General features: G+C 46.3%; 22 protein-coding genes, 1 other RNA gene, 1 pseudogene and 1 riboswitch. Of the genes and pseudogenes, 9 read left to right on the forward strand and 15 right to left on the reverse strand.

Going from position 1 to position 25,390, the window contains the following annotated elements:
* Positions 1-5: 5 nt before the first annotated feature.
* The 4 genes from C2757_RS06105 to C2757_RS06120 all read right to left on the reverse strand — a co-directional run bounded on the left by C2757_RS06105 (position 6) and on the right by C2757_RS06120 (position 4,665).
* Positions 6-2,273: an arginine/lysine/ornithine decarboxylase gene (locus C2757_RS06105; protein WP_215373534.1), complete on the reverse strand. Its 2,268-nt coding sequence runs from the start codon at positions 2,271-2,273 to the stop codon at positions 6-8.
* The gene (locus tag C2757_RS06110; RefSeq protein WP_215373536.1) at positions 2,270-3,181 is read right to left on the reverse strand and encodes an ion channel; all 912 of its coding nucleotides are present in this window, start codon (positions 3,179-3,181) and stop codon (positions 2,270-2,272) included. Before C2757_RS06110 ends, C2757_RS06105 begins: the two co-directional genes overlap by 4 nt.
* A 15-nt stretch (positions 3,182-3,196) precedes the next feature.
* Positions 3,197-3,763 (reverse strand): dCTP deaminase, encoded by a 567-nt coding sequence (dcd, locus tag C2757_RS06115; RefSeq protein WP_215373538.1) that lies wholly within the window; start codon positions 3,761-3,763, stop codon positions 3,197-3,199.
* A 62-nt stretch (positions 3,764-3,825) separates the two neighbouring features.
* Positions 3,826-4,665 carry a formate dehydrogenase accessory sulfurtransferase FdhD gene (locus C2757_RS06120; RefSeq protein ID WP_215373539.1) on the reverse strand — a complete coding sequence of 280 codons (840 nt, stop codon included), beginning with the start codon at positions 4,663-4,665 and terminating at the stop codon, positions 3,826-3,828.
* Between the two features lie 153 nt (positions 4,666-4,818).
* Here C2757_RS06120 and metG point away from each other — a divergent pair, with 153 nt between their 5' ends.
* The 4 genes from metG (at position 4,819) to panC (ending at position 8,521) form a co-directional block, all read left to right on the forward strand.
* On the forward strand, positions 4,819-6,489 hold the full coding sequence (gene metG / locus C2757_RS06125) for a methionine--tRNA ligase (RefSeq protein WP_215373541.1): 1,671 nt from the start codon (positions 4,819-4,821) through the stop codon (positions 6,487-6,489).
* A gap of 115 nt (positions 6,490-6,604) precedes the next feature.
* Positions 6,605-6,793 carry a DUF3460 family protein gene (locus C2757_RS06130; RefSeq protein ID WP_215373543.1) on the forward strand — a complete coding sequence of 63 codons (189 nt, stop codon included), beginning with the start codon at positions 6,605-6,607 and terminating at the stop codon, positions 6,791-6,793.
* The gene (locus C2757_RS06135; RefSeq protein ID WP_215373545.1) at positions 6,786-7,673 is read left to right on the forward strand and encodes a ScpA family protein; all 888 of its coding nucleotides are present in this window, start codon (positions 6,786-6,788) and stop codon (positions 7,671-7,673) included. Before C2757_RS06130 ends, C2757_RS06135 begins: the two co-directional genes overlap by 8 nt.
* Complete coding sequence (gene panC / locus C2757_RS06140) at positions 7,670-8,521, forward strand: pantoate--beta-alanine ligase (protein ID WP_215373547.1); 852 nt, start codon at positions 7,670-7,672, stop codon at positions 8,519-8,521. Before C2757_RS06135 ends, panC begins: the two co-directional genes overlap by 4 nt.
* A 14-nt stretch (positions 8,522-8,535) precedes the next feature.
* Here the strand turns inward: panC and C2757_RS06145 are convergent, their stop codons facing one another.
* The 6 genes from C2757_RS06145 to C2757_RS06170 all read right to left on the reverse strand — a co-directional run bounded on the left by C2757_RS06145 (position 8,536) and on the right by C2757_RS06170 (position 15,211).
* The gene (locus tag C2757_RS06145; RefSeq protein WP_215373548.1) at positions 8,536-9,468 is read right to left on the reverse strand and encodes a methionyl-tRNA formyltransferase; all 933 of its coding nucleotides are present in this window, start codon (positions 9,466-9,468) and stop codon (positions 8,536-8,538) included.
* Between the two features lies 1 nt (position 9,469).
* On the reverse strand, positions 9,470-10,717 hold the full coding sequence (frc, locus tag C2757_RS06150) for a formyl-CoA transferase (protein WP_215373550.1): 1,248 nt from the start codon (positions 10,715-10,717) through the stop codon (positions 9,470-9,472).
* Between the two features lie 138 nt (positions 10,718-10,855).
* Positions 10,856-11,284 carry a PAS domain S-box protein gene (locus C2757_RS06155; RefSeq protein ID WP_215373552.1) on the reverse strand — a complete coding sequence of 143 codons (429 nt, stop codon included), beginning with the start codon at positions 11,282-11,284 and terminating at the stop codon, positions 10,856-10,858.
* A 68-nt stretch (positions 11,285-11,352) separates the two neighbouring features.
* Positions 11,353-12,603 carry a formyl-CoA transferase gene (gene frc, locus C2757_RS06160; protein WP_215373554.1) on the reverse strand — a complete coding sequence of 417 codons (1,251 nt, stop codon included), beginning with the start codon at positions 12,601-12,603 and terminating at the stop codon, positions 11,353-11,355.
* Between the two features lie 89 nt (positions 12,604-12,692).
* The gene (oxc, locus tag C2757_RS06165; protein ID WP_215373556.1) at positions 12,693-14,402 is read right to left on the reverse strand and encodes an oxalyl-CoA decarboxylase; all 1,710 of its coding nucleotides are present in this window, start codon (positions 14,400-14,402) and stop codon (positions 12,693-12,695) included.
* Positions 14,403-14,593: 191 nt separating this feature from the next.
* Positions 14,594-15,211 (reverse strand): Crp/Fnr family transcriptional regulator, encoded by a 618-nt coding sequence (locus tag C2757_RS06170; RefSeq protein WP_215373558.1) that lies wholly within the window; start codon positions 15,209-15,211, stop codon positions 14,594-14,596.
* 72 nt (positions 15,212-15,283) lie between these two features.
* A riboswitch (cobalamin riboswitch) is annotated at positions 15,284-15,497 on the forward strand.
* 141 nt (positions 15,498-15,638) lie between these two features.
* Between C2757_RS06170 and C2757_RS06175 the strand changes: the two genes are divergently transcribed.
* From C2757_RS06175 to C2757_RS06195, 5 genes and pseudogenes are all read left to right on the forward strand, one after another.
* Positions 15,639-17,648, forward strand: coding sequence for a TonB-dependent receptor domain-containing protein (locus C2757_RS06175; RefSeq protein ID WP_215373560.1), 2,010 nt, complete (start codon positions 15,639-15,641; stop codon positions 17,646-17,648).
* A gap of 27 nt (positions 17,649-17,675) precedes the next feature.
* Complete coding sequence (locus tag C2757_RS06180) at positions 17,676-17,954, forward strand: hypothetical protein (protein WP_215373562.1); 279 nt, start codon at positions 17,676-17,678, stop codon at positions 17,952-17,954.
* Positions 17,929-18,165 (forward strand): annotated as a pseudogene (locus C2757_RS09070) (cell division protein ZapA); the annotation flags it as partial. The gene C2757_RS06180 and the pseudogene C2757_RS09070, both read left to right, overlap by 26 nt.
* 84 nt (positions 18,166-18,249) lie before the next feature.
* Positions 18,250-18,468: non-coding RNA, 6S RNA (ssrS, locus tag C2757_RS06190), on the forward strand.
* Positions 18,469-19,287, forward strand: a complete 819-nt coding sequence (locus tag C2757_RS06195) for a sulfite exporter TauE/SafE family protein (RefSeq protein WP_215373564.1) — start codon at positions 18,469-18,471, stop codon at positions 19,285-19,287.
* A 12-nt stretch (positions 19,288-19,299) separates the two neighbouring features.
* Here the strand turns inward: C2757_RS06195 and C2757_RS06200 are convergent, their stop codons facing one another.
* The 5 genes from C2757_RS06200 to C2757_RS06220 form a co-directional block, all read right to left on the reverse strand.
* A complete protein-coding gene (locus C2757_RS06200; RefSeq protein WP_371817015.1) occupies positions 19,300-20,823 on the reverse strand; it encodes a malonyl-CoA synthase in 1,524 nt (507 codons plus the stop codon).
* Positions 20,824-20,858: 35 nt separating this feature from the next.
* Positions 20,859-22,217, reverse strand: a complete 1,359-nt coding sequence (locus C2757_RS06205) for a TRAP transporter large permease (RefSeq protein WP_215373566.1) — start codon at positions 22,215-22,217, stop codon at positions 20,859-20,861.
* Between the two features lie 2 nt (positions 22,218-22,219).
* Entirely contained in the window at positions 22,220-22,726 is a 507-nt protein-coding gene (locus tag C2757_RS06210) for a TRAP transporter small permease (protein ID WP_215373568.1), read from the reverse strand.
* Positions 22,727-22,729: 3 nt separating this feature from the next.
* Positions 22,730-23,803 carry a TRAP transporter substrate-binding protein DctP gene (dctP, locus tag C2757_RS06215; protein WP_215373570.1) on the reverse strand — a complete coding sequence of 358 codons (1,074 nt, stop codon included), beginning with the start codon at positions 23,801-23,803 and terminating at the stop codon, positions 22,730-22,732.
* Between the two features lie 175 nt (positions 23,804-23,978).
* Complete coding sequence (locus tag C2757_RS06220) at positions 23,979-25,283, reverse strand: malonyl-CoA decarboxylase domain-containing protein (RefSeq protein ID WP_215373572.1); 1,305 nt, start codon at positions 25,281-25,283, stop codon at positions 23,979-23,981.
* Positions 25,284-25,390 lie beyond the last annotated feature (107 nt).

The following is a 25,390-nucleotide window of genomic DNA, read 5'->3' on the forward strand; positions in this document are numbered from 1 at the left end:
AACAATTACAGACTGATATCGCGTTCTTGTCTTACGCAATCAACATAGTACTCGCTATGTCCATTGACTTCCGCTTTCACCAAACCATGAATATCTGTTTCAAAGCCAGGGAACTTCTCGTTAAAGTCTCTTGCAAAGTAGAGATAGTCAATGATGCGCTTATTAAAACGCTCCCCTGGAATCAACAGTGGAATACCTGGAGGATACGGAGTAACCAACATCGCCGTCACGCGCCCCTCTAGTTTATCCAAAGGTACCCGATCGACTTCTTTATGAGCCATCTTTGCCCATGCCTCTGAAGGCATCATGGCTGGAACCATATCCGAGGTGTACATCTCAGTGGTCATACGCGCTACATCACGGCTCTTATAGAACTCATGAATCTGTTGGCAGATATCCTTCAAACCAACACGCTCATATCGAGGATGCTTGGCAACAAACTCTGGCAGAACCTTCCAGAGCGGCTGATTCTTATCAAAGTGATCTTTAAATTGCTGCAACTCCGTTACCAAGGTATTCCAACGACCTTTAGTAATACCGATCGTAAACATGATGAAGAAGGAATACAGCCCACACTTCTCAACGATCACACCATGTTCAGCTAAGTACTTAGTGACGATGCTCGCTGGAATGCCCATGGAGCCAAAATGGCCCTCGATGTCGAGACCTGGAGTAACGACTGTCGCCTTGATCGGGTCAAGCATATTGAAGTCTGTGGCAAGTTTGCCAAAGTCATGCCAAGTAGCATTGGGCTCTAATACCCAATCGGAGCGCTCGCCAATACCCTCTTCAGCTAAGTGCTCTGGACCCCAAACTTTGAACCACCAATCGGCGCCAAATTGCTCATCGACTTCGCGCATTGCACGACGGAAGTCCATCGCTTCAGCAATAGATTCCTCAACCAAGGTTGTACCGCCAGGAGACTCCATCATTGCCGCTGAAACATCACAGGAAGCAATGATGGCGTACTGTGGGCTAGTAGAGGTGTGCATCAAGTAAGCCTCATTAAAGCAATCACGATCCAACTTAGTATCTTCAGCATCCTGAACCAATACCTGAGAAGCTTGTGACAAACCAGCTAATAATTTATGCGTTGACTGGGTTGCGAACATCAAACTCTTCTTCGTGCGTTTACGGTCAGCGCCAATCGCATGCATGTCTTTATAGAATGGGTGGAATGCAGCATGAGGCAACCAAGCCTCATCAAAGTGCAGGGAATCTACTTTGCCGTCAAGCATCTCTTTAATCATCTCAACGTTGTACACAATGCCGTCATAAGTACTTTGCGTCAAAGTCATGACGCGAGGAACAACATTCTTATCCTTAATAAAAGGATTTGCTGCAATTTTCTTCTGGATATTGGCCCACTCAAACTCTTCTTTCGGGATCGGACCAATAATACCAAGGTGATTACGAGTAGGCATCAAGAAAATCGGGATCGCACCCATCATGGTGATGGAGTGAATCACTGACTTATGGCAATTGCGGTCAACCAAGACCACATCGCCAGGCGCTACGGTGGAATGCCAAACAATCTTGTTCGATGTTGATGTCCCGTTTGTAACAAAAAATAAATGGTCTGCATTGAAGATGCGGGCAGCATTACGCTCACTTTGCAATACTGGACCAGTGTGGTCCAAGAGTTGACCTAATTCTTCAACCGCGTTACATACGTCAGCACGTAACATGTTTTCACCAAAGAATTGATGGAACATCCGACCCACAGGGCTCTTCAGGAAAGCAACTCCACCAGAGTGGCCCGGGCAATGCCAAGAATAAGAGCCTTCAGAGGCGTAATTGGTGAGGGCACGGAAGAATGGTGGCGCTAATGAATCGAGGTAAACCTTGGCTTCACGAATAATATGACGTGCAACAAACTCTGGCGTGTCTTCATTCATATGAATGAAGCCATGCAACTCACGCAAGATATCGTTAGGCATATGGCGTGAGGTACGAGTCTCACCATATAAGAAAATGGGAATATCTTCATTGCGCTTACGCACTTCAGTAATGAATGCACGCAAATTATTTAATGCTGGAAGATCATGGTCTTCAGAATCTGATACAAACTCTTCATCATCAATGGAAACAATGAAAGTTGAGGCACGTGAAGCTTGTTGCGCAAAGGAAGTTAAGTCACCATAACTGGTTAAGCCAATAACTTCCATACCTTCATGCTCGATCGCTTCGGCAAGGTCGCGTATACCTGAGCCCGAAATATTTTCGGAACGAAAGTCCTCATCAATAATGATGATTGGGAAACGAAATTTCATAAAAACTCCCCTGCTATTCGGTCCGAGGCATTCGGAACCCACTTCTCAAAATTAGCCAAGTCTATGACTCGACCGCCATCTGGCGAAACCGTGACTATATCGATAAATGTCGCATTTTGCTGAATATCTTTGGGCAAATATACGTGACGTGCATAGACTTGATTTGCGAGGCTCTCATGGTAACCAGTAAATGTGACCAATAGGTGCCAAAGATTGCTGGAGCCTTGGGAAAAGCACTCTGCCAATGGACTGGATTCATCTAGGCTATGCATCGCCGTCCAGGTTAAGGAAAATACTGGGCTCTCCGAGCGATGGAGGGTCAACTCTACCGAACGCCGGTAACGCTCCCCCTCAGAGGTGATGCTCTCAGCAATCAACCAAAGCCGTAACTGGGCCTCCACAATATGGGAGCTACGACAGTTAGCCACCCGAAATTTGAGGGTCTTCATGCCATCATGATTTCCGACTACAGCTACCTTAGAAAAGCGCACACCAGCAGTTGGGCGAGTAAAGCGGGCAAAAGCCAAACCCGTTGTTAGTGCGGAATATACGATCCCAAAAAATGCTTCAAAGGTCACGATGGAATTAGGCCAATGCCCTACTGGTGTCATCTGACCATAGCCAATCGTTGCCATTGTCTGGACACTGAAATAAAAGACATCTAAAAGTGAGCCTGGTTTGGTATTGGTAATAGCACCTGGGCCGCAAGCTAGGTATCCCAAGGCAAATAGCAGATTGGTTCCCAGATAAACCAGAATCACTAAGAGCATGAACTTGCTCCAAGTAGTTCCTAATAGCCAGTGGTAGAAATCATTCTCTGGTCGCGCTAAAGATGAGCGGGTTAAGGTAGCCCGATAGTCCTCAAGGTTTATCCGCGTGGGGCGGCGGCCAAACTGGAATTCGTCCACTGGCAGGAAAAGCTTTTAGGTCTTAGGCAGGGTTACGCCCCGCTGACCCTGATATTTTCCGCCGCGATCTTTATAAGATGTTCCGCACACTTCATCGCTCTCAAAGAAGAGTACCTGCGCACATCCCTCGCCCGCATAAATCTTGGCAGGCAATGGCGTCGTGTTAGAAAACTCCAAAGTCACATAGCCTTCCCACTCTGGCTCAAATGGAGTGACGTTCACAATAATTCCGCAACGTGCATAAGTACTCTTACCTACGCAAACTGTTAACACGCTGCGCGGAATCTTGAAATACTCAACTGTTCTAGCCAATGCAAATGAATTCGGCGGGATGATGCAAACATCGCCCTTGAAATCGACAAACGATTGCTCATCGAAATTCTTAGGATCAACAATCGTGCTGTTGATATTTGTAAAGATCTTAAATTCATCTGCACAACGAATGTCGTAACCATAGCTTGATGTGCCATAACTTACGATTTTGTTGCCAGCAGCGTCTTGGCGAATTTGTCCAGGCTCGAACGGGTCGATCATGCCTTGTTCGCCCATACGGCGGATCCAGTGGTCAGATTTAATAGTCATGGGCGAATTGTAAAACCTTCACCGCCCTTACCCCGCATTTATTGGGGTCTAAAGGCCCAAAATTAGCTGTTTTGGCTAAAAACCACCCGTTCAGGGGCGTTGTAGATCTCGAAGTGTTTGCCCGAGCAGCGGGACAGGATAGTGAGATTGGTTTTGCGGGCCAGTTCTAGGCCCATCAGGGTGACACCCGAGCGGGTTAGCAAGAAGGGAATGCCCATTTGTGCACCTTTAATCACCATCTCTGAAGTCAGACGACCCGTTGTGAAGAAGATTAAATCTTTTCCGGATTTATTGGCCAACCACATCAAGCCAGAAATCGAGTCCACCGCATTGTGACGACCAACATCTTCTATAAAGTGGAGCAACTGAACGCCGTGATCTCCTGATCTCTCAAAAACGGCGCAAGCATGCACAGACCCAGACTTTTTATATATTGAGTCATGTACTCGAATGGCTTCAATGAGGGCAACAATAGCTTCCTGGGATAACTTGGGTCCATCTGGCAAAGAAATCTCTGCCATCTCTTCCATCAAGCCACCAAACATAGTTCCCTGACCACATCCTGTGGTGACCACGCGCTTACTGGTGAGTGCATCGATATCTACCGTACTGCGGCGTGTTTTAACTGCAGCCGAATCGGTCTCCCAATCCACCTGAATACTTTCAATATCGTGCACAGACTCTACGAGGCGTTGATTACGCAGATAGCCCAGTACCAAAGCCTCAGGAGCGCTCCCCAGAGTCATCAGGGTGACCACCTCCCGCTTATCCAGATAGATGGTTAGAGGACGCTCACCAGGAATATGGGTGAGTTTCTTTCTTCCGGCCTCATCCAATATCTCCACCTCATGCACCAAGGGCACGGAGACATTGGACATCTGGATATCGGGTTTTACAGCCATGCAAGACTTTCTAAATCGGGTTGAAACTGAAGTTAATGGGGCTGAATTTAGCATTCGGGAGTGCTTTACTTTAACCGCAGACTAAAATCGTTGCAGAAGCCCGCATAATTGCGTATTACCCTAATTTAACCTTCTTATTTAAGTCCGCATTACATGAGCAGCCCCCAGCGTCGCCTCCTAGTTACCTCAGCATTGCCATATGCCAATGGCCAGATCCATATCGGCCATTTAGTGGAATATGTTCAAACCGATATATGGGTACGCTTTCAACGGATGCGCGGCCATGAAGTTCACTATGTGGGTGCTGACGATACGCACGGCACTCCAATCATGTTGCGAGCAGAAAAAGAAGGGATTACTCCCAAGGAATTAATCGCCAATGTTTGGAAAGAACACAAGCGAGACTTTGATAACTTCCTGATCTCATTTGATAACTACTACACGACTGATAGTCCTGAAAATGAAAAGCTGTCTCAAAGCATTTATCTCAAACTCCGGGATGCTGGCTTAATTGAAAAGCGTGCCATTGAGCAAGCCTATGATCCCGTTAAAGAGATGTTCTTACCAGATCGTTTTATCAAAGGCGAATGTCCTAAGTGCGCTGCCAAAGATCAATATGGCGACTCTTGTGAAAAATGTGGTGCCACTTACTCTCCTACTGATCTCAAGAATCCTTTCTCGGTAGTAAGCGGTGCAACCCCGATCAAAAAAGTGTCTGATCATTACTTTTTTAAATTATCAGATCCACGCTGCGAAACTTTCTTAAGAGACTGGACACAAGTCAGAACACCATTGCAAGCTGAAGCGCGCAATAAGATGAAAGAGTGGGTTGGCCAGCCTGGCGAGAGCAAGCTTGGGGACTGGGATATCTCCCGCGACGCCCCCTATTTCGGCTTTGAGATCCCTGATGCCCCAGGTAAATACTTCTATGTCTGGCTGGATGCCCCGATTGGCTACTACGCTAGCTTCCTGAACTATTGCCAAGCCAAAGGCCTGAATTTTGATGAATGGGTCAAGCCAGATACCACTACAGAGCAATACCATTTCATTGGTAAAGATATTCTGTATTTCCATACTTTGTTTTGGCCAGCGACACTGCAATTTTCTGGCTATCGCACACCCACCAATGTATTTGCTCACGGCTTCTTAACCGTTGATGGCGAGAAGATGAGTAAGTCTCGCGGCACATTGATTTCAGCGAACAGTGTGATTGAGTGTGGATTTAATCCTGAGTGGTTCCGCTATTACTTTGCTACGAAACTCAATGACAGCATGGAAGATTTGGATCTGAATCTTCAAGACTTTATCGCACGAGTAAATAGCGATCTCTTAGGCAAGTACATCAATATTGCTAGTCGTAGTGCTGGCTTCTTGGTGAAACGTTTTGGCGGTATTGTGTCTGATGCAGCGATGAGCAACCCGTTGCTCAAAGAAATTGAAGGAGCGAGCAAAAAAATTGCGCAGCTTTATGAAGGGCGTGAATATGCCAAAGCGCTGCGGACCATCATGGAACTTGCTGACACGGTGAATGGCTTTGTAGATGAAAACAAGCCTTGGGAAATTGCCAAAGACCCGGAGCGCGAAGCCCAATTGCAGCAGGTTTGCAGCATTACGCTTGAGGCCTTCAGAATGCTGAGTCTCTACCTCAAACCGGTTATTCCGCAGGTTGCTGCAGGCGTAGAGGAGTTCCTCTCGCTCCCGCCGCAGGTCTGGAACGATATCCACACGCCGCTATCGAGCAAGAATCCCATTCAGGCCTATAAACACCTCATGACCCGAGTGGAGGCCCCTCAAATTGAGGCTTTACTGGCTGCAAACCTGTAAAAATACCCCTAAAAAGCACCTATAATGGTGCCGTAGTCCAAGAATGACTGTAGGGATGAATTTCCGAATTTATTCCATTAAGTCATTGAATTTATTGAGTATTTTAGGAAATACCATGGCAAGATATCAATCTGAATTCACCCAGTTCTTAAATGAGCTCAAAACTGAGAAGCCCAATCTTGAGGCTGAGCAACAAGCGGGTCGCGCCCTCTTGTGGGACAAAGAGCCATTGAGCGTTGAAGACCAACGTCGCGCAAAAGCCGCGAAATTAAAGCAACGCGCTTACGTATATTCGAATGACTAATTTAGGTAATGGGTTGGAGCCTGAGCCAAGTGCTCAACCGATCTCCGATTTACTGGACAGCACGCCGTCTGTAACCGACGGGATGTCAGAAGCGTTTGCCAAGCTGTATGGCGAGCCACTCTTTAAGCTTCCTACTGATCTTTATATTCCGCCAGATGCACTCGAAGTTTTCTTGGAGGCATTTGAAGGGCCGCTTGATCTCTTGCTTTACTTGATCCGCAAGCAGAATTTCAATGTACTTGATATTCCGATGGCGCAAGTAACACAACAATACTTAAGTTACATCGATCAAATTCGCCATCACAATCTTGAGCTTGCTGCCGAGTACTTGCTCATGGCAGCAATGTTGATTGAAATTAAATCTCGCATGCTTCTGCCAATGAAAAAAGCAGATAGCGAAGAGGAAGTCGAAGATCCTCGTGCAGAATTAGTACGTCGTCTCTTAGAGTACGAACGCATGAAGTTAGCCGCACAAGAGCTTGACCAGATCCCTCAGCAAGGACGGGACTTCCAGGTTGCACATGGCTTTGTGGATACTACCGTTGCCATTACTTGGCCTGAAGTGAACTTAGAAGACTTGCAAATGGCCTGGCGTGATGTATTGCATCGCGCCAAACTCACCCAGCACCACACCATTACTCGTGAAGAACTCTCTGTACGTGACTTTATGACCCGCATCTTGCGTCGCTTACAAAGCAGTCGCTTTATTGAGTTTGGCGAGCTCTTCGAAGATGCCATTAAGAGTGGCAAGGGGATTCCAGTTGTGATCGTGAACTTTATTGCGATACTAGAACTCTCTCGCGAGGCTTTGGTTGAGATCACTCAAGCTGAGCCCTATGCACCAATTTATGTACGCCTTGCCTACACTCCTGTTGCATGAAAATCATTAGCGATATCCAAGAGCTGCGCGACCATTTGCGCGGCCAAAACCGCGCCTCTTTTGTGCCGACCATGGGCAACCTGCATGAAGGTCACCTCTCACTCATGCGACTAGCAAGACAACACGGTGATCCAGTGGTGGCTAGCATCTTTGTCAATCGCTTGCAGTTTGGTCCAAACGAAGACTTCGATAGCTACCCACGCACTATGCAGGCTGATATTGAGAAGTTGGAAAAAGAAGGTGTGTACATTCTGTTTGCACCGACTGAACGCGATCTGTATCCACAACCCCAAGAGTACCGTGTTGATCCACCTCAACAGCTTGGCGATATCCTCGAAGGCGAGTTCCGACCAGGATTTTTTAAAGGCGTATGCACAGTCGTATTGAAATTATTTTCTTGTGTCCAACCCAAGGTGGCGGTGTTTGGTAAAAAAGATTACCAACAGCTGATGATTATTCGCCAAATGGCCAAGCAGTTTGCTTTACCTGTTGAGATTGTTCCAGGTGAAACCATTCGCGCTGAAGATGGCTTGGCCCTCTCCTCCCGTAATGGCTATCTATCCACTGCAGAGCGCTTAGAAGCACCCGAGCTCATGAAAACCTTAAAAGACGTGCGTCAACGGGTCCTCGACCTCAATGTTCGTGACGCAAAATCGCTTTCAGAAATTGAAAAACTTGCTGTCGCATCCCTTGCTGGGCGTGGCTGGGAACCGGATTACATCGCGATTCGTCAGCAAAGTGATTTAGCACCGGCTTCAAATGAGACCTTGCAAGCTGGTGAGCCGCTGGTGATTCTCACGGCTGCGAAGCTAGGCAAAACGCGTTTGATTGATAACCTAGAAATTTAATCTGGGTGATATTCCTACAGGGTGAAAGATTGACCTACTTGTAGGTTTAACTCTTTCGCCAATTCAGCACCAGTCACCTTTCCTGCGCCACCCTTGGCTTTGAGGACCTCAATCTGTCCGCCATGGCAAGTGACAAAGAATGAATCTAGGGTGATCTGAGTAATTTCTCCAGGCTTTCCTTTAACAGCGCCATAAGTTGCAGCGATATGCTTATGGCAATCGTAGATCTGCACTTTCTGCTCACCAAACTTTGTCCATGCCCCAGGCGCTGGATTGCAAGCCCGGATGAGGTTATAGATTTGGCTGATATGTGTTGCCCAGTGAATCTGTGCGGCATTAGCATCAAACCAACCTTCGTAGTTGGCTTGTGATTCATCTTGAACCACCTCTTGATGCTTGCCTGCTACTACAAGGTCTGCAGCTTCTAGCAATGCTTTCACGCCAATTGGAAATAGATGATCAAAGTAGATTTTTCCAAGAGTGTCATCGGGACCGACAGCAACTTCCTTTTGCAAAATCACTTCGCCCTCATCTAAACCATCAGAAGGACGGAAAATCGTTAAGCCCGTTTTTTCTTCGCCCAATGCAATCGCCCAATTGATAGCGCTCGGACCACGATACTTTGGCAAAAGTGATGGGTGGTATTGAATTGTGCCGTGCTTCGGAATCTTACAGAGCTCTTGCGGAACAAACTGCAATACATAGGCCATCACGCAGATGTCCGCATTGCTATCAATCATGGCTTGAGCAGCCTCTGGACCCTTGAGCGAGCTAAACTGCAAGGGGGTCAATCCCCTTGCTAGCGCAGCCTCTTTAAGCACTTCAGGCTTAGTTGATTTGGGATTATCTGGTGGACAGAAAACGGCAACCACTTCATCGCCGCGATCTAAAAAGGCCTCTAAAGCCGCCTTACCGAAATCCGCACTCCCAATCAAGGCGACCCGCATCTTAAATAACCTTATCGTGACGGAGAGAAATCAATTCATCTGTTGAGTAACCAAGTTCACTCAAAATCTCATCAGTGTGCTCACCGAGCAATGGCGAACGCAACACCTCAGTGGGGCTATCAGACATCTTGATCGGATTACCGACAGTTAGGTACTTGCCACGAATCGGGTGATCTACTTCAACTACAGTACCAGTAGCACGCAATGCAGGTTCTTCTGCAATCTCTTTCATGGACAAAATTGGGCCACATGGAATGTCGTATTTATTCAAGACATCCATCACCTCAAACTTACTCATGGTCATGGTCCACTTTTCGATCTCACCAAAGATCTCCATCAAATGGGGCAAGCGAGCCATTGGCGATGCAAAACGTACATCCGTAATCCAGTCTTCACGACCAATGACTTTGCAAATCGCTTCCCATACAGGGGCTTGTACAACTACATAAATATAGGAGTTGGGATCAGTCTCCCAGCCTTTACATTTCAGAATCCAACCAGGTTGACCACCACCAGAGGCATTACCGGCGCGGGGTACAGACTCACCAAACTCGCCATTCGGGTACTGTGGGTACTCTTTCATCGTGCCATTGCGCTCAAGGCGCTGTTGATCGCGCAACTTCACGCGGCACAAGTTTAGTACCGCGTCTTGCATTGCAGCCAATACCTTTTGACCGCGGCCAGTATGAGTGCGCTGATACAAAGCAGTAACGATGCCTAGTGCCAAATGTAAACCAGTACCACTATCACCAATCTGCGCACCAGTTACCATCGGAGGGCCATCATCAAAACCGGTAGTGGATGCAGAACCACCAGCACACTGCGCAACGTTCTCATAGACTTTGCAATCTTCGTATGGACCAGGACCAAATCCTTTGACTGATGCCATGATCATCATTGGGTTGAGTTCTTGAATACGCTCCCAAGTAAATCCCATGCGATCGAGTGCACCCGGTGCAAAGTTTTCCACCAATACGTCACATTCCTTGATCAAACGCTCAAGAATTTCTTTGCCCTTTTGGGTTTTGGTATTCACCGTGATTGAACGCTTGTTATGGTTCAACATGGTGAAATACAAACTATCTGCGTCAGGAATATCACGCAACTGACCGCGTGTTGCATCCCCTTCACCAGATTTTTCTACCTTGATAACGTCAGCTCCGAACCAAGCGAGTAATTGCGTACAGGTTGGCCCAGATTGAACGTGCGTAAAGTCGAGGATTTTGACCCCTTCTAGTGCTTTTGCCATGATTTAAGTCCTAATAAGAATGAAATTTTGAATTAGGGCAATTTTACCAGCGAGAAATGGGGGTAAATCAGTTATGCCCGCTTTTTGGGCATCCATGCCAGATCAGCCTTAATCATTACTTCTAAAGCCTATATGCGGTTATGCAAGAGGGTTTTCAAGGTCAGCGATCCGCTTTTTGAGCGCCCTCTCCTGGGCAAAGCGCTCAGTTTCATCCCGAATCACCGCTAAGACTCCATTCGCTTGATGATGGTCATCAAACAACATCCCCACTGTAAAAGCGATAGAAAGCGTGCTGCCATCTTTGTGTAAGGCGGGAACTTTTAGCAAAGAAGCGCCATAACGGGTGGTACCCGTCTTCATTGAATTGCTATAGCCCGCGTTATGTTGATGACGCTGGCGCTCAGGCACGATCAGATCTAAAGTCTGGCCAAGCGCCTCTGCTGCTGAGTAACCAAAGATGCGCGTTGCTGCCGGATTCCACAGAATGATCTTTTCATGCGCATCCGCAACAATAATGGCATCACCCATGCACTGAACCAATTGATGTAGATCTACAGTTGTATTCATGTTCTCAGTCTATAGAATAAAAAAGGCGCTCACAAGGAGCGCCTTTAAATTCATGCGGTAACTAGAAATTAAACCGCACGTGCCTCGTGCAATTTAGCAATTTCTTCTTTGCCATATCCAAGGTCAGCCAACACTTCATCAGTGTGCTCACCCAATACTGGAGAAGGCTTCACTTCAATTTCCAAATCAGAGAACTTGATTGGGCTACCGATAGTCAAATACTTGCCACGAACCTTGTGGTCAACTTCAACAATCGAACCGCTCTTACGCAAGTCTGGTGAGTTTGCTAGTTCTTTCATAGAGAGGACTGGCGCGCAAGGAATGTCGAACTTGCGGAGAATATCCACAGCTTCGTATTTAGTCTTGTCTTTAAGCCAGTCTTCGATGGTTGCGAAGATGTCAAAAATCTTGTCTTGACGCGCTTCAGCAGTCATATAGGCTGGATCAGTTGCCCACTCTGGTTTGCCCAATGCTTTGGTAATTGGCTCCCAAGCATGGCCTTGAATAGTGAAGTAGATATAGGCATTAGGATCAGTTTCCCAGCCCTTACACTTCAACACCCAACCTGGCTGACCACCACCACCAGCGTTACCGCCACGTGGAACTACGTCAGTAAATGAACCGTGTGGGTACTGTGGATACTCTTCCAAGTAACCAATTTTGTCTAAACGCTGTTGATCGCGCAACTTCACGCGGCACAAGTTCAATACAGCGTCTTGCATTGAGCAAGAAACTTTTTGACCTTTGCCAGTTTTTTGACGCTGCATCAATGCAGTCAAAATACCAATTGCCAAGTGCATACCAGTATTAGAGTCGCCTAACGCTGCAGCAGAAACTGTTGGAGGACCATCCCAGAAACCAGTGGTAGAAGCAGCGCCACCAGCACATTGCGCTACGTTCTCATACACTTTCAAGTCTTCGTATGAGTGGCCATCGCTAAAGCCTTTAACGGAAGCCAAAATCATTTTTGGATTCAGCTCCTGAATACGCTTCCAAGAGAATCCCATACGATCTAATGCGCCTGGGCCAAAGTTTTCCACCATGACGTCAGAGGTCTTGATCATCTTTTCCAACACTTCTTTACCTTCAGGCGTTTTGGTGTCCAAAGTTAAAGAACGCTTGTTACCGTTGAGCATAGTGAAGTACAAAGCATCTGCACCTGGCACATCGCGCAACTGGCTACGGGTTACGTCACCAGATCCTGGACGCTCTACCTTAATGACGTCAGCACCATAAAAGCCCAATAGCTGAGTACATGCAGGACCTGCTTGTACGTGGGTGAAGTCAATAATGCGAATGCCGTCTAATGGTTTAGTCATGTTTGTTTCTCCTTAATTATTTCTTATTTGTTACTCAATGTATTCCAAAAATATGATCTTTTTATTACTGGCTTAAATCCTGTATGAACTTATTTCTTAGAAGCTGTAGAAGCTGGGTTTAAGTTCGTTAAACGCCCGCTCTCAGTACCCGCAGTTTCATCAATGACAGCATTGATGAGTGCTGGCTTACGAGCTGCAATCGCTTCTGTTAAAGCTGCCTCTAGTTCTGCTGGAGTAGTAACGTAATAACCCACTCCACCGAATGCTTCCATCATCTTGTCGTAACGTGCATCTTTTACGAAAACGGTTGGGGCAACATCAGCACCACCAGTAGGATTTACATCGGTGCCACGATAGACGCCGTTGTTATTAAAAACTACTGTGGTGATAGGCAAGTTGTAACGGCAAATCGTTTCGAGCTCCATACCGCTAAAGCCAAATGCGCTATCGCCTTCTACGGCAACAGTTGGCAAATCACTGATTACTGCAGCACCAATGGCATAACCCATACCAATACCCATAATGCCCCAGGTACCAGAGTCAAAACGCTTACGTGGCTTGTACATATCCACGATTGCTCGGCAATAGTCAAGCGTGTTAGCGCCTTCGTTTACCAAGTTCACATCTGGGTTCTTCTTGATCACATCACGAATTGCACGCAATGCGCCGTGGAAGTTCATTGGGTTTGCTTCTTTAGCAAGCGTTTCTGCCATCTTCGCAGTGTTCTTCTCTTTCTTCTCATTAATTGCAGCAATCCATTCAGCACTTGGCTTAGGAACAGCAGCAATACCCTTCAAGAGCTCACCAACGCATGAACCGATATCACCAATCAATGGAGCGGCGATTTGTACGTTGCTATCCACTTCGTTGGCTTGAATATCAATTTGAATAAATTTCTTTGGATCTTTACCCCAGGTTTTGCCTTTGCCGTGTGCAAGCAACCAGTTCAAACGCGCACCGACCAACATAACGGCATCAGCTTCAGCCAATACAAAAGAGCGCGCGGCAGAAGCAGATTGTGGATGGTTATCAGGCAATAAACCTTTGGCCATCGACATTGGCAAGTAAGGAATGCCAGACTTCTCGATCAAATCACGAATCTCTTTATCCGCCTGTGCATAAGCTGCGCCTTTACCCAAGAGGATCAATGGACGCTTAGCGCCTTTGAGAACATCTAAGGCACGAGCCACAGCATCAGCAGCTGGGATTTGACGTGGAACAGGATCGATTACCTTGAAAATAGATTTCTTGGCTTCTTCCACTGGCATGGTTTGACTGAGCAACTGTGCTGGCAAGTCCAAGTACACGCCACCTGGACGACCAGAAACGGCTGCACGAATAGCGCGCGCAAAACCGATGCCAATATCTTCAATGTGATTAATACGATATGCCGCTTTGCAGTAAGGCTTCGCCGCATTGAGCTGATCCATCTCTTCGTAATCACCCTGCTGCAAGTCAACGATCTCACGCTCGCTAGAACCAGAAATCAAAATCATTGGGAAACAGTTCACTGTGGCATTAGCCAAGGCTGTCAAACCGTTCAAGAAGCCAGGTGCAGAAACTGTCATGCAGATACCAGGCTTTTGTGTCATGTAACCCGCAATTGCCGCAGCATTACCGGCATGCTGCTCATGACGGAAACCAATAAAACGTATCCCTTCAGCTTGCGCTAAACGGCATAAGTCTGTAATTGGAATACCAACAAGACCGAAAATTGTATTGAGATCATTCGCCTTCAAGGCGTCAATGACGAGATGAAAGCCATCAGTTAATTGTGTGTTTTGGTTATCTGTTGTCATAGTATTTTTGTCAATTGCAAATTTGGCTCTTCATGAGCTCTTAGCAATTTAGCTTACGCTAGTGTCTCCAATCAAGTTATTAATTGCACAACGGGTATTGTTCCCGCCTAGGCAGTAACGAATATTAGGCTCGGGGGTGTGGATCATCATTGACTTCGGTCAATTTCCCCCTAAATCTTGGGGGTGCAAGCTCAGATAAAAAGCTCTTTATGCTTTGTTTTGAGGCGACTCAGGGTCTCAGGGGAGAGGTTCAGATAGGCCGCCAGCTCCTTTTTGGGGAGCAACTCAAACAAGTCCTCGTATTTACGTAAGAAGCGCTCTACTCGGCCCGGGGCATCGAGCATATGCAGGGTAATGGTATGAGCCATGATCTCACTCATTAAGCGCATGACCTCGAACTCAAAGCTTTCCTTGAGGGGTTTATGTTGCTCTAAAAACTCAGCCCATTTTTTGAGGGGCATCCGAGCTACACGGGCTTTGGTGACACTCGCAATGCTATAAGGTGCGGCCGTTTTAAGGCGCCAGGCAGCATAGCTGGTCTCAATATCCTTTTCGATGGCAAAACGCAGAATCATTTCTTTTGCATCAGAGCTAGAAACAATCCGCTTCAGAATGCCATCGAGCACAAAGTACTGCTCCATCTGGTGATCACCTTGATGCAGCAGGATTTCTGATTTCTTGAGGTCCGAGATCTCCAAATGGCTCTCTAGTTCAGCCATTTCTTCCGGACTCAAGCTGCTGAGAACGGAGTTTTGACTCAGCTGCAGGCGAATCAGGTTTTTTTCGGGGTGCTTGTCTAATGCGGTCATGAATCCTTAATCCTAGACCCATTATTGTAGGCTTTTTTACCCTGAATTTCACAGTAAATACCCCCAAATAGGCTAGAATTGAGAGGTCGTGGTGCTTTATTGCAATGCAATAAGGTTAAACGGGAAACACTAAACGTGTGCTGCCCCCGCAACGGTAAGTAAATGCCTCTTCAGCAGCAGTTTTGGAGGTCAGGAATTTGAACGCCACTGTGCGCGTCAATCGCATGGGAAGGCCAAATTCTGAGATTTACTAGCCCGGATACCGGCCAAGACAGGTGGAATTTCGCGGACGGGGACCTTCGCGCGCCAGTGAAGCTCTTGGTCTATCGATCTTGCGCCAAATTGACGCCAATCTCCTGCACGAGAAATTCTGTTCGACCCAGCTTACGGGGAGGTGAGCTAGGCATTCGATCACAGAAAGTCAAGAATGAAACAGCAGTTCAGTAGCAAACACTTTGGCACCCTTCTCTGTGCCGGGCTAGTTATTTATGGCGGCGCAACAGAGGCGCAGAATAGTTCTAGTGTTTCGGTAACCAATTCTCTAGACCCAATCAATCCGATTATTGTTACTGCAACGAGGACGCCTAAGTCAGGCAATGATGTGTTGGCAGACTACACATACATCAGTAGAGATGAAATTGAAAATTCAGCGCAATCAAGCCTTCCTGATTTGCTTCAACAACAAAGAGGAGTTCAGATATCGAGCTCCGGTGGGTCTGGAAATATTTCGAGCGTTTACTTAAGAGGCACAAGTAATGCTCAAAGTTTAATTCTGATAGATGGCGTGAAAATTGATTCTGTTGGAGGCGGGGCTATATGGAACTCTATTCCACTCTCCCTAATAGATCATATTGAAATCATTTATGGCCCTCAAAGCACCTTTTATGGCTCAGATGCAATGGGTGGTGTAGTGCAAATCTTTACCAAGAAAGGCAGTGCAGCAACAGAGTTTGATGTCTCTGCAGGATACGGCTCCTATAACACTAGCATTTCAAGTGCATCCGTCTCAGGATCCTTGGGAAGCGAGAAATCAACCCAATATTCAATTGGGGTAAGCCAAGAAAATTCAGCTGGGTTTAACACCGTTGCCAGTAACAATCCAGCTAACCCCAGTGGCGCAAATTATCGTGGGTGGGGGCCATACCCTACAGTTGCGACTGGCTACACCAGAATAGGAACCACTGGGTCTATATCCAATACTTGGTCGCAAGGACAAGAACTGGGTTTCAAAATATTTGCTAGCAAAAACAATTGGCAATATCCAAGCTACGATTATTTAGGTGGGGCTGCAGCAGTAAACGGCGGTGTAAACCAGTTGTCCGTATTTTCTGCCTACTCACGAAATCAAGTAACGGATATCTGGAATAGTCTGTTTCAGATGTCGAGTTCAACGAATGCAACTCAAGCGAATACTCCTCAAAGCAATGACAAATTAGTTACGCCGGCCTATGATTTTCTTTGGCAAAACGATATCAAAATTGGTCCAGATAAATTGCAAGTTCTGTTAGAACGAAATATGCAATATGCCAATATGGATAATTCGGCTTATTCGACATACTGCGGATATGGTCCAGCAGGTGCATGCAACAATATCAATGTCAGCCAACTTCGAACCACTAACTCCATTGCTGGTGCTTACGAATTAAAACGGGGCAATAACCTCGCCACCCTCTCAGTTAGAAATGACCAAATTTCTCAATATGGGTCTAAGGTTACTTACAGTGCTGCGTATGGATATTTTCTAACCAAAGAATTTAGAGTGAATGTGAATTACGGCACTGGATTTAGAGCGCCATCATTTAGTGATCTTTACTACCCGGGTTACGGGAACATCAATTTGCAGCCGGAGACAAACAAAAACGTTGAAGGCGGAATTCATTATGAGACACAAAGTTACGGCCTACATCTCACCGCCTATCAAAATAGAATTGAGAATTTTATTATTCCCATTAATTGTGATCCGAACCTAGGATGCGCAAACCCAGCATATTATTCACAATCCTATCCAGCAAACTTTAGCCTGGTTCAAATTAAAGGCGCTTCTTTGGGCGCAGACGCAAGAATTTCAAATTTAACGCTGAAAGCGTCTGCCGATGCAATGAGTACTGTAGATCAAACCACAGGTCTAGATGTGCCCAATAGGGCAAATTGGGTTGGCAATTTACTGATTGATTACAAGCTTAATAAATTTAATGTTGGGTCAAATGTCACAGTAACCGGAGCAAGATGGGGAGGCGTCAATTCCGATCAAACAGCAAATGTGAATAACCTACCTAGCTACACCCTGGTTGGCCTTTATGGGAGCTACCAAATAGAAAAAGGTCTCTCCACTTTCATTAGGTGGAATAACGTATTCAATTCACAATATCAGACCAGCTACGGCTACGCTAATGCTGGATCTAATGTATTTGTGGGCCTTCGCTACGCCATGAAATAAAGGCTTTTTTCAGTCTACAATGCCAGTATGAATGAGCCCACCCCTCTCTCTACTGACATTGATACTGATGCCCTGAGCGCATCCCTTAAAAGGATTGCCGAGAAGATCCATTCGATCTCTGAATCTGTAAAGCAGTTAACGCAGAATCGCGTGCAGCTTGAGGGCAAAATTGAGGATGCTCAAAAACGCGTGCAACGCATCTTGAGTCGTCTTCCAGAACAAAACGATGGTCGCCAATTAAATTTACTTGGTGAAGCTATTCCACCCACCAACGCAGAGGATGATAGTGAGCCAACAACGCATTGAAGTAACTCTTGCCGGTCAAAAAATTACGCTGGCGACTAGCACTGAGCATGAACCCCTCCTGCGCGCAGCCTGCGTGTTAGTAGATGAACAAATTCAATTAGCTATTGGCGGCGGTAATCGCAGCATTGAACGCGCTAGCATGATGGCCGCCCTTAAAATTGCAGGTGACTTAATTACTCTGCAAAAAAAACAAACGCAACAAGCCCCCTCTTCCAACGTGAGCCCTGATGAAGTCATTCGACTTCAGTCAGAAATTCGTGCACTCGAAGATCAAGTGGATGCTTTGATGCAAACCCTTTCCCTGCCTGGTTCGCCAAGGCCAATAGTTCCTTGAACCGATGCGCAAGCATCCGGAACGATCTTTACCTTGTGGGCGTGAGCGTTTCGGTAGTTCACAGTGCCAACTTAGACTTGGTGACTCCCTGAACTCCTTAATGCACCCGAAACAGAGTAGCCGTTCCACCTTGAACCTTAGGGTTCAGGATGACGGCCTAGCGGCTAAGGCGGGGAATTCATGTTACTAAGCGATATCTTGATGCTCCTCTTATGTGGGGCTATCTCTGGATTTTTAGCAGGTCTTCTTGGCATTGGTGGCGGCATGATTCTGGTGCCCTTCATGATCCTGGTATTTAATCATCTCGGATTTAGTCAATCAGTGATTGTGCATATGGCCATTGCAACTGGTATGGCTACTATTTTGTTTACTACCTCTTCTGCCATTTGGGCTCACCATAAGCATGGCTCAATTGATTGGAAGTTGGTTGCTTCACTCAGCCCCGGAATGATTTTTGGCGGTCTTGTGGGTGGCAGTGAATTATTTGAAGCCATCAAAACCTCTTGGCTCTCTTTATTTTTCGCCATCTTTATTGTCTACACATCCATCCAGATGCTACTCAATAAAAAGCCAAAAGCAGGACGAGATCTTCCAGGACCCTTAGGCTTATTTGGCTTTGGCACATTTGCGGGCGCTCTAGCCAGCTTGGTTGGTGCAGGCGGCGCATTCATCACTATCCCATTTATGCTTTGGTGCAATGTAAAGCCCCACACCGCAATGGCCAGCTCCTCTGGCTTAGGACTACCGATTGCTGCTGCAGCGACGATTGGGTATATGTATGGTAGTTGGGGCAACCCTAATCTACCAGCTGGCTCGCTAGGCTTTGTCTATCTGCCTGCAGTCGCCTGCATTGTTGTAATTAGTATTTTCACTGCCCCTTGGGGAGCAAAGATGGCCAGAAAACTGAATGTCGCTCAACTCAAGCGTGTTTTTGGCATCATGTTATTTTTCCTTGCAGCCTTCATGTTCAATGAAAGCCGCAAGGCGTTTGGTTTTTAATACCCAACGAAATTATTTAGCGTACTGCTCACGCAAAATATTCTTCTGCACTTTACCCATTGCATTACGCGGTAGGTCGCTCACAATCTCTAAACGTTTTGGTATCTTGAAATTAGCAATCTGAGTTTTCAGAGTTGCGATCATGGAGTCAGCATTTAACTTTGCGCCGGCTTTAGGTACTACGACTGCCATCACCGCCTCACCAAAGTCTGGATGCGGAATGCCAATCACTGCACTCTCATCGACACCATCCATGTCATCGATAAAGCCTTCAATTTCTTTTGGATACACGTTGTAACCACCAGAAATAATCAAATCTTTGCTGCGACCAACAATGCAGAGATAGTCATTCGGAGCCTTGCCGCCATTAGCGTCGCCACCCCAACGTCCGACGTCACCCGTCTTAAACCAGCCGTCTTTAGTAAATTCTTCAGCGGTCTTCTCAGGCATACGCCAGTAGCCCTTGAATATATTGGGGCCCTTCACCTGAATGCTGCCAATTTCATTTACGCCACATGGCTTATTATTTTCATTTACTACGCGAACCTTAACGCCAGGGAGAGGTAGTCCCACAGATCCGCCCACTCGCGCACCTTTGTAAGGATTGGAAACCAACATCACGGTTTCGCTCATGCCATAACGCTCAAGAATTGGCTGACCAATAACCTCTTTGAATGAATTGAAGGTTTCTGTCAGCAACGGTGCGGATCCAGAAACAAACAAGCGCATATTGCGGGCAACTTTTTTATTGAAACCTTTATCTGCTAATAAGCGAACATAGAAGGTAGGCACGCCCATCATGACAGTTGACTGTGGCATGTGGTGAAGCAACTGTGCGATATCCAAGCGAGGCAACCAAATCATTTTGCTGCCATTGATCAAAGCGCCATGTGCTGCTACAAATAAGCCATGTACATGGAAGATTGGCAATGCATGCAATAGCACGTCGCCCTTTTTCCAGCCCCAGAACTTTTGCAAGACCTGAGCATTGCTGTAGAGGTTTTTATGGGTCAGCATTGCGCCCTTGCTACGCCCTGTAGTACCAGAGGTATACAAGATTGCTGCCAAATCATCATCTTTAGTGACGACAGTTTTAAATGAGTCGCTTAGACCAGCTGCACGCTCAAGTAAGGTACCCGTGCGGTTTTCATCCAAAGTGAAAACATGATTTGTACCTGCTTTAGATGCGACCTTGGATACCCAAGAATAATTCTTACTACTGCACACCATCACTGCAGGCTCGGCATTCTCAATGAAGTATTGGATTTCAGCAGCTTGATAAGCGGTATTGAGAGGCAAATAGACATAGCCTGCACGAATGGTAGCCAGGTACAAGAAAAGCGCCTCTGGGGATTTCTCCACTTGAACCGCGACACGAGAGCCCACAGGGAGCTTCAGGCTCTTGAGTAAATTGGCTAACTTAGCAGTTGCACCCTCTAGGTCGCCCCATGAGTAATACAAACCGTCATGCGTTTCCAATGCACAAGCTTTTTTATCTTTTGGAAAACCTTTTTCCAATACCGAGTACAAATTCATGAAAATTCCTAAAGGACTTATTGATCAATATGCTTTCAATGCAGTTTGGCTGGGCCCATGACAAGATCAGACAATCCAGTTGCAATCTCTGGTACGAAGCAGAGCAAAACAACGGAAAGAATCATGATGATCACGAATGGGAACACACCCCAAATAATCTCGTTGAGCGAAATATCAGGAGCAATGTTTTTAATCACAAAAATGTTGAGTCCTACTGGAGGGTGAATCAATCCAGTCTCCATCACAATCGTCATGACGACACCAAACCAGACCAAATCAAAGCCAGCAGCTCTGAGGGGTGGCAAGAAAATGGGAGCAGTCATCAAAATGATCGAAACTGGAGGCAAGAAGAAACCCAAAATCACCACCAAAGTCAGGATAGCTGCCAATAGCCCCCAACGACCAAAGCCTAAATCAACGATGGCTTGGGCTGCAGATTGACTAAGGTGCAAATGACTCATCACATTGGAGAACAGGAGTGACATACCGATGATGAACATCAACATGGTGGACTCTTTGATCGTTGCATTCAGCAAAGGTGATAAATCTTTAACACGCCACATCTTGTAAATACCGGCGATCAAAGCAAAGGCCAGAATTGCACCAAGGCCAGCAGTTTCTGATGGCGTTGCATAACCACCATACAAGGCAATCATCACACCAATCAAGAGAACCAAAAATGGCAGTACCCGGGGCAGCGAACTCATCTTCTGCTGCATGGTGTAGGTTTGACGCTCCAAGATTGGCTGGCGAGGCGCGCCAACTTTAACAGCCTCTAAAGCCAAGTTGTATTCCTTGCGGAAGCGGTAAACCGTATAGATCGAGAAAAACAATACCAACATCAAGCCAGGGCCAATACCAGCAAGGAACAAACGCCCCAATGATTGCTCTGCCGCAACAGAGTACAGAATCATCGTAATCGATGGTGGCAACAAAATACCTAGAGTGCCACCAGCAGCAATAATGCCTGCAGCCAAACCAGGGGAATAACCACGCTTACGCATTTCTGGAATACCTGCGCTACCAATTGCAGAGCAGGTTGCTGGGCTTGAGCCCGCCATTGCAGCAAATAAGGCGCAAGCTAACACGTTTGCCACGCCAAGGCCACCTGGAACTTTGCCTAGCCATACATGCAAAGCCTCATACAAATCTTGACCGGCACGTGAACGACCAATCGCAGCACCCTTCAAAATAAAGAGCGGAATTGAGAGCAAGGTGATACTTGCCATTTCTTCATAAACGTTTTGGGTAACCGTATCCAAAGAGGATGATGGCATGAAGAAAAACATAAAGACCACTGCAACAGAACCCAATGCAAAAGAGATTGGCATTCCTGAAAACATAATGAGTAGCGTGACTACTGCAAACAATAAACCGAGCATCATAATTGACATGCTTATTCCCCTTTGCCTGGATTAGATACATCTCCAAACGCTTGGAGCAAGATTTGAAATGCCAATAAGCTCATACCAATCGACATCATGATGTAAGGAATCCACAGCGGCGGGGCCCATGAAGAGGATGTGACTTGACCATCAATCCAGGCCTCATGAAACAAGGCCCACGACTTCCATGCAAAAAAGGCACAGAAGGCACAGGAAGCGATATCAATTAGCAAAATCCGCACACGATTGATAGACCTCGGCAACATGGTTGAGATTGCTGAGATTCCAACATGACCCCGTATCTCCTGAACATAGGCACCACATAGGAATGTCGCGCCCACCAAGCAAAATACAGCTGCTTCATCTTGCCAGTCTGTCGTAGCCCCAAAGAAGGCACGTGAGGCAACGCTGTAACTCAATATCACAGATGCTGCCACCAATGCTAAAGAGCCAAATAACACCATTAGCTTGTTTAATCCCGACATGAAGCGGTCGGTCGCTTGTAAAAGTTGAGTCATGGATTAGGTCACTTTTTCTGCTGCTTTGAGTAATGCCGCACAGCTTTCATTCTTTTCGGCGTAATCCTTCCAAGCACTATCGCGCGCAATGGCTTTCCACTTATCCACGATTGCTGTATCGATATCTGTCACCTTGCTGCCTGCTCTTGCATAAGCCAGTGCCGCTGTTTTATCATCGTCCTTGGCCTGCTCCATACCAAATTTTTCCATCTCAGCACCCGCAGCCATCAAAGCATCGCGTTGATCTTTTGGTAATGCATCAAAAATTTGTTTGGACATCATGAGTGGCTCAAGCATGAACCAATAGGATTTATTGCGGGCACTAGTAAATGCTTTTGCCAACTCTTCCAGCTTGAAAGACATGAAGCTGGTTGAAGAAGTAAATGCCGCGTCCATTGCACCGGTCTGCATGGCTGCGTAGATTTCATTGGATGGCAAAGAAATAACAGATGCGCCTGCAGCTTTGAGCATCAAATCAAATTCACGGCTACCACCACGGATTTTCATGCCCTTTACATCCTCCGGAAGGACGATTGGCTTGGATCGGCTGGCAACGCCACCCGCCTGCCAAACCCAACTGAGAATCACAATACCCTTATCTTCTAAGATCTTGGTCAGCATGCGCCCTACTTCAGCAGTTTTCCATTTTGCAGCCTGCTCATAGCTACTCACCAGTGCTGGCATCAATCCAATATTGAGCTCAGAAACTTCACCGCCGGCATAGGGCATCGGGAACAATGAAATATCTAGAGCACCCTTACGCATTGCACTAAATTGGGCATTGGTTTTCATGAGGGATGATCCAGGATAAACCTGAAACTTCAGCGCGCCTTTAGTGCGCTTTTCTACGGACTCAGCAAATTTACGACACAAGCGATCTCTAAAATCGCCTGCTTGAATGGTTCCACCAGGAAACTGATGAGAAATATTTAAGGTTTTTGTGGCGCCTTGTGCATTGATATTTGGGCTATAGCCCATTACGCCAGCTAAAGGCAGCGCTGCAGAACTCGCCAACAATTGGCGGCGCAGTGCATTTGGTTTAGATGCGCCAGATCCTGAATTGAATTCATTGCTCATATTGATCTCCTAATTTCTTGTCTTTATATTTATTCAAACTACTTATAAATTGCCGGATCTTAGCGCCCAGCTTCTTTGTTTTCATTCTAAAGCGAATACTCTATGAATTCTGCTTTAGAACATCTCCTCCAGCTATATATTGCTTAAACTGCTTTAAATCTTACTTTCATCCCCATCAAGGTGCCATTAAACGACCAACTGCACGCGAATAATCAATTTCACCCTGTGTAAATCGCTCATGATTCTCCTCAACTGCGGAGAGATCATACAAATAGTTCACCATCAGCGCAGCAGATTGACGCAATCCCTTGCGGGAGAGATCAGCAGCCCAGTTAATCTGATGCAGTCTTGCGCCATTACCTAAATGGAATTTGGCTACTGGATTACCGTTGCGGCCTGCAGACCCTAATCCAAGATAAATACTTGCCAAACTTAGCAAAGCATTTTTTTCTTTTTCAGTTGCATTATCTGGATGCCATCCACCACTCAATCTCTCCGTCCAAGAGCGATTAGCTAAACCCAAGGCTTCTAGAGCTTGCTCCTTAGCAACCCGAATCGCTGGCTTCAGTTGAGCGCCCGCTTTATCTGGACCAAGATCAGCACCGGCAGCAACCCAGTCAATAAAACCTGGAATTGGTGACAAGGTTACAAAGGTTTTTAATCCTGGAAATTCAGCATGCAACTTTTCAGCAACGCGCTTAATTAAAAAGTTACCCATCGAAACACCACGCAAACCAGGCTCGCAGTTACTGATCGAGTAAAACGCAGCAACCTTATAGTTTGTAGTTTGATGAACAGTCTCTGCTTTCTTATCGACCAACGGAGTAATTACCGCAGGAATATCTGGCAGCAAGGCTACTTCAACAAAGATTAATGGCTCATTAGGTAATTGCGGATGGAAAAATGCAAAGCATCTACGATCAGGCTGGAGGCGGCGGCGCAGGTCATCCCAACCATCAATCGCATGCACCGCTTCATGCTGAATCAGCTTCTCCAAAATCTCTGCAGGAGACTTCCAATCAACCTGATGCATCTTTAAGAAACCAGGATTGAACCAGGAAGATAGTAAGTGCCGTAAATCAAAATCTACGGCCGTTAATTCAGGTTGCTTTTCAAGAAGCGCTAATAGATCACGACGCATTGCCACAAGAGCAGCAGTGCCATTGGTGGCACGATTTAAGCGACGGAATAACTCTTGTCTTGGTGGCTCAGCAACACGTTGTAACTTAATATAGTTTCTGGCGTTGGCTTCTGCGGAAAAATTTTGTGCTGCAGCCATCACTGCTGCTGGATCCGGATTGAGTTTTTGAAATAAGAATGTGAAAAACTTCGCGTGCTGATCTTTTGACAACTTGCGGTAATTGTTAATCACTTCATCTGCCATGCTGACAGCATTAGACTCCCCTCGCTCAGATATCAAGCGATTCACTGCGCCGGTAAGGCGAGATAAGTAACGGGCTTTTGCTAACTTTTCAAGCATGTAGATCTCTTTAAAAAATCAGTCCGTAAATAGACCAATTCAATTTATTACCGCTTGATGTCAGAATCAATTAACGCAGATTCATATTCATTAACTTTAAGTTAATG

This window comes from Polynucleobacter sp. MWH-Svant-W18 (assembly GCF_018687495.1).
GTDB lineage: Bacteria > Pseudomonadota > Gammaproteobacteria > Burkholderiales > Burkholderiaceae > Polynucleobacter.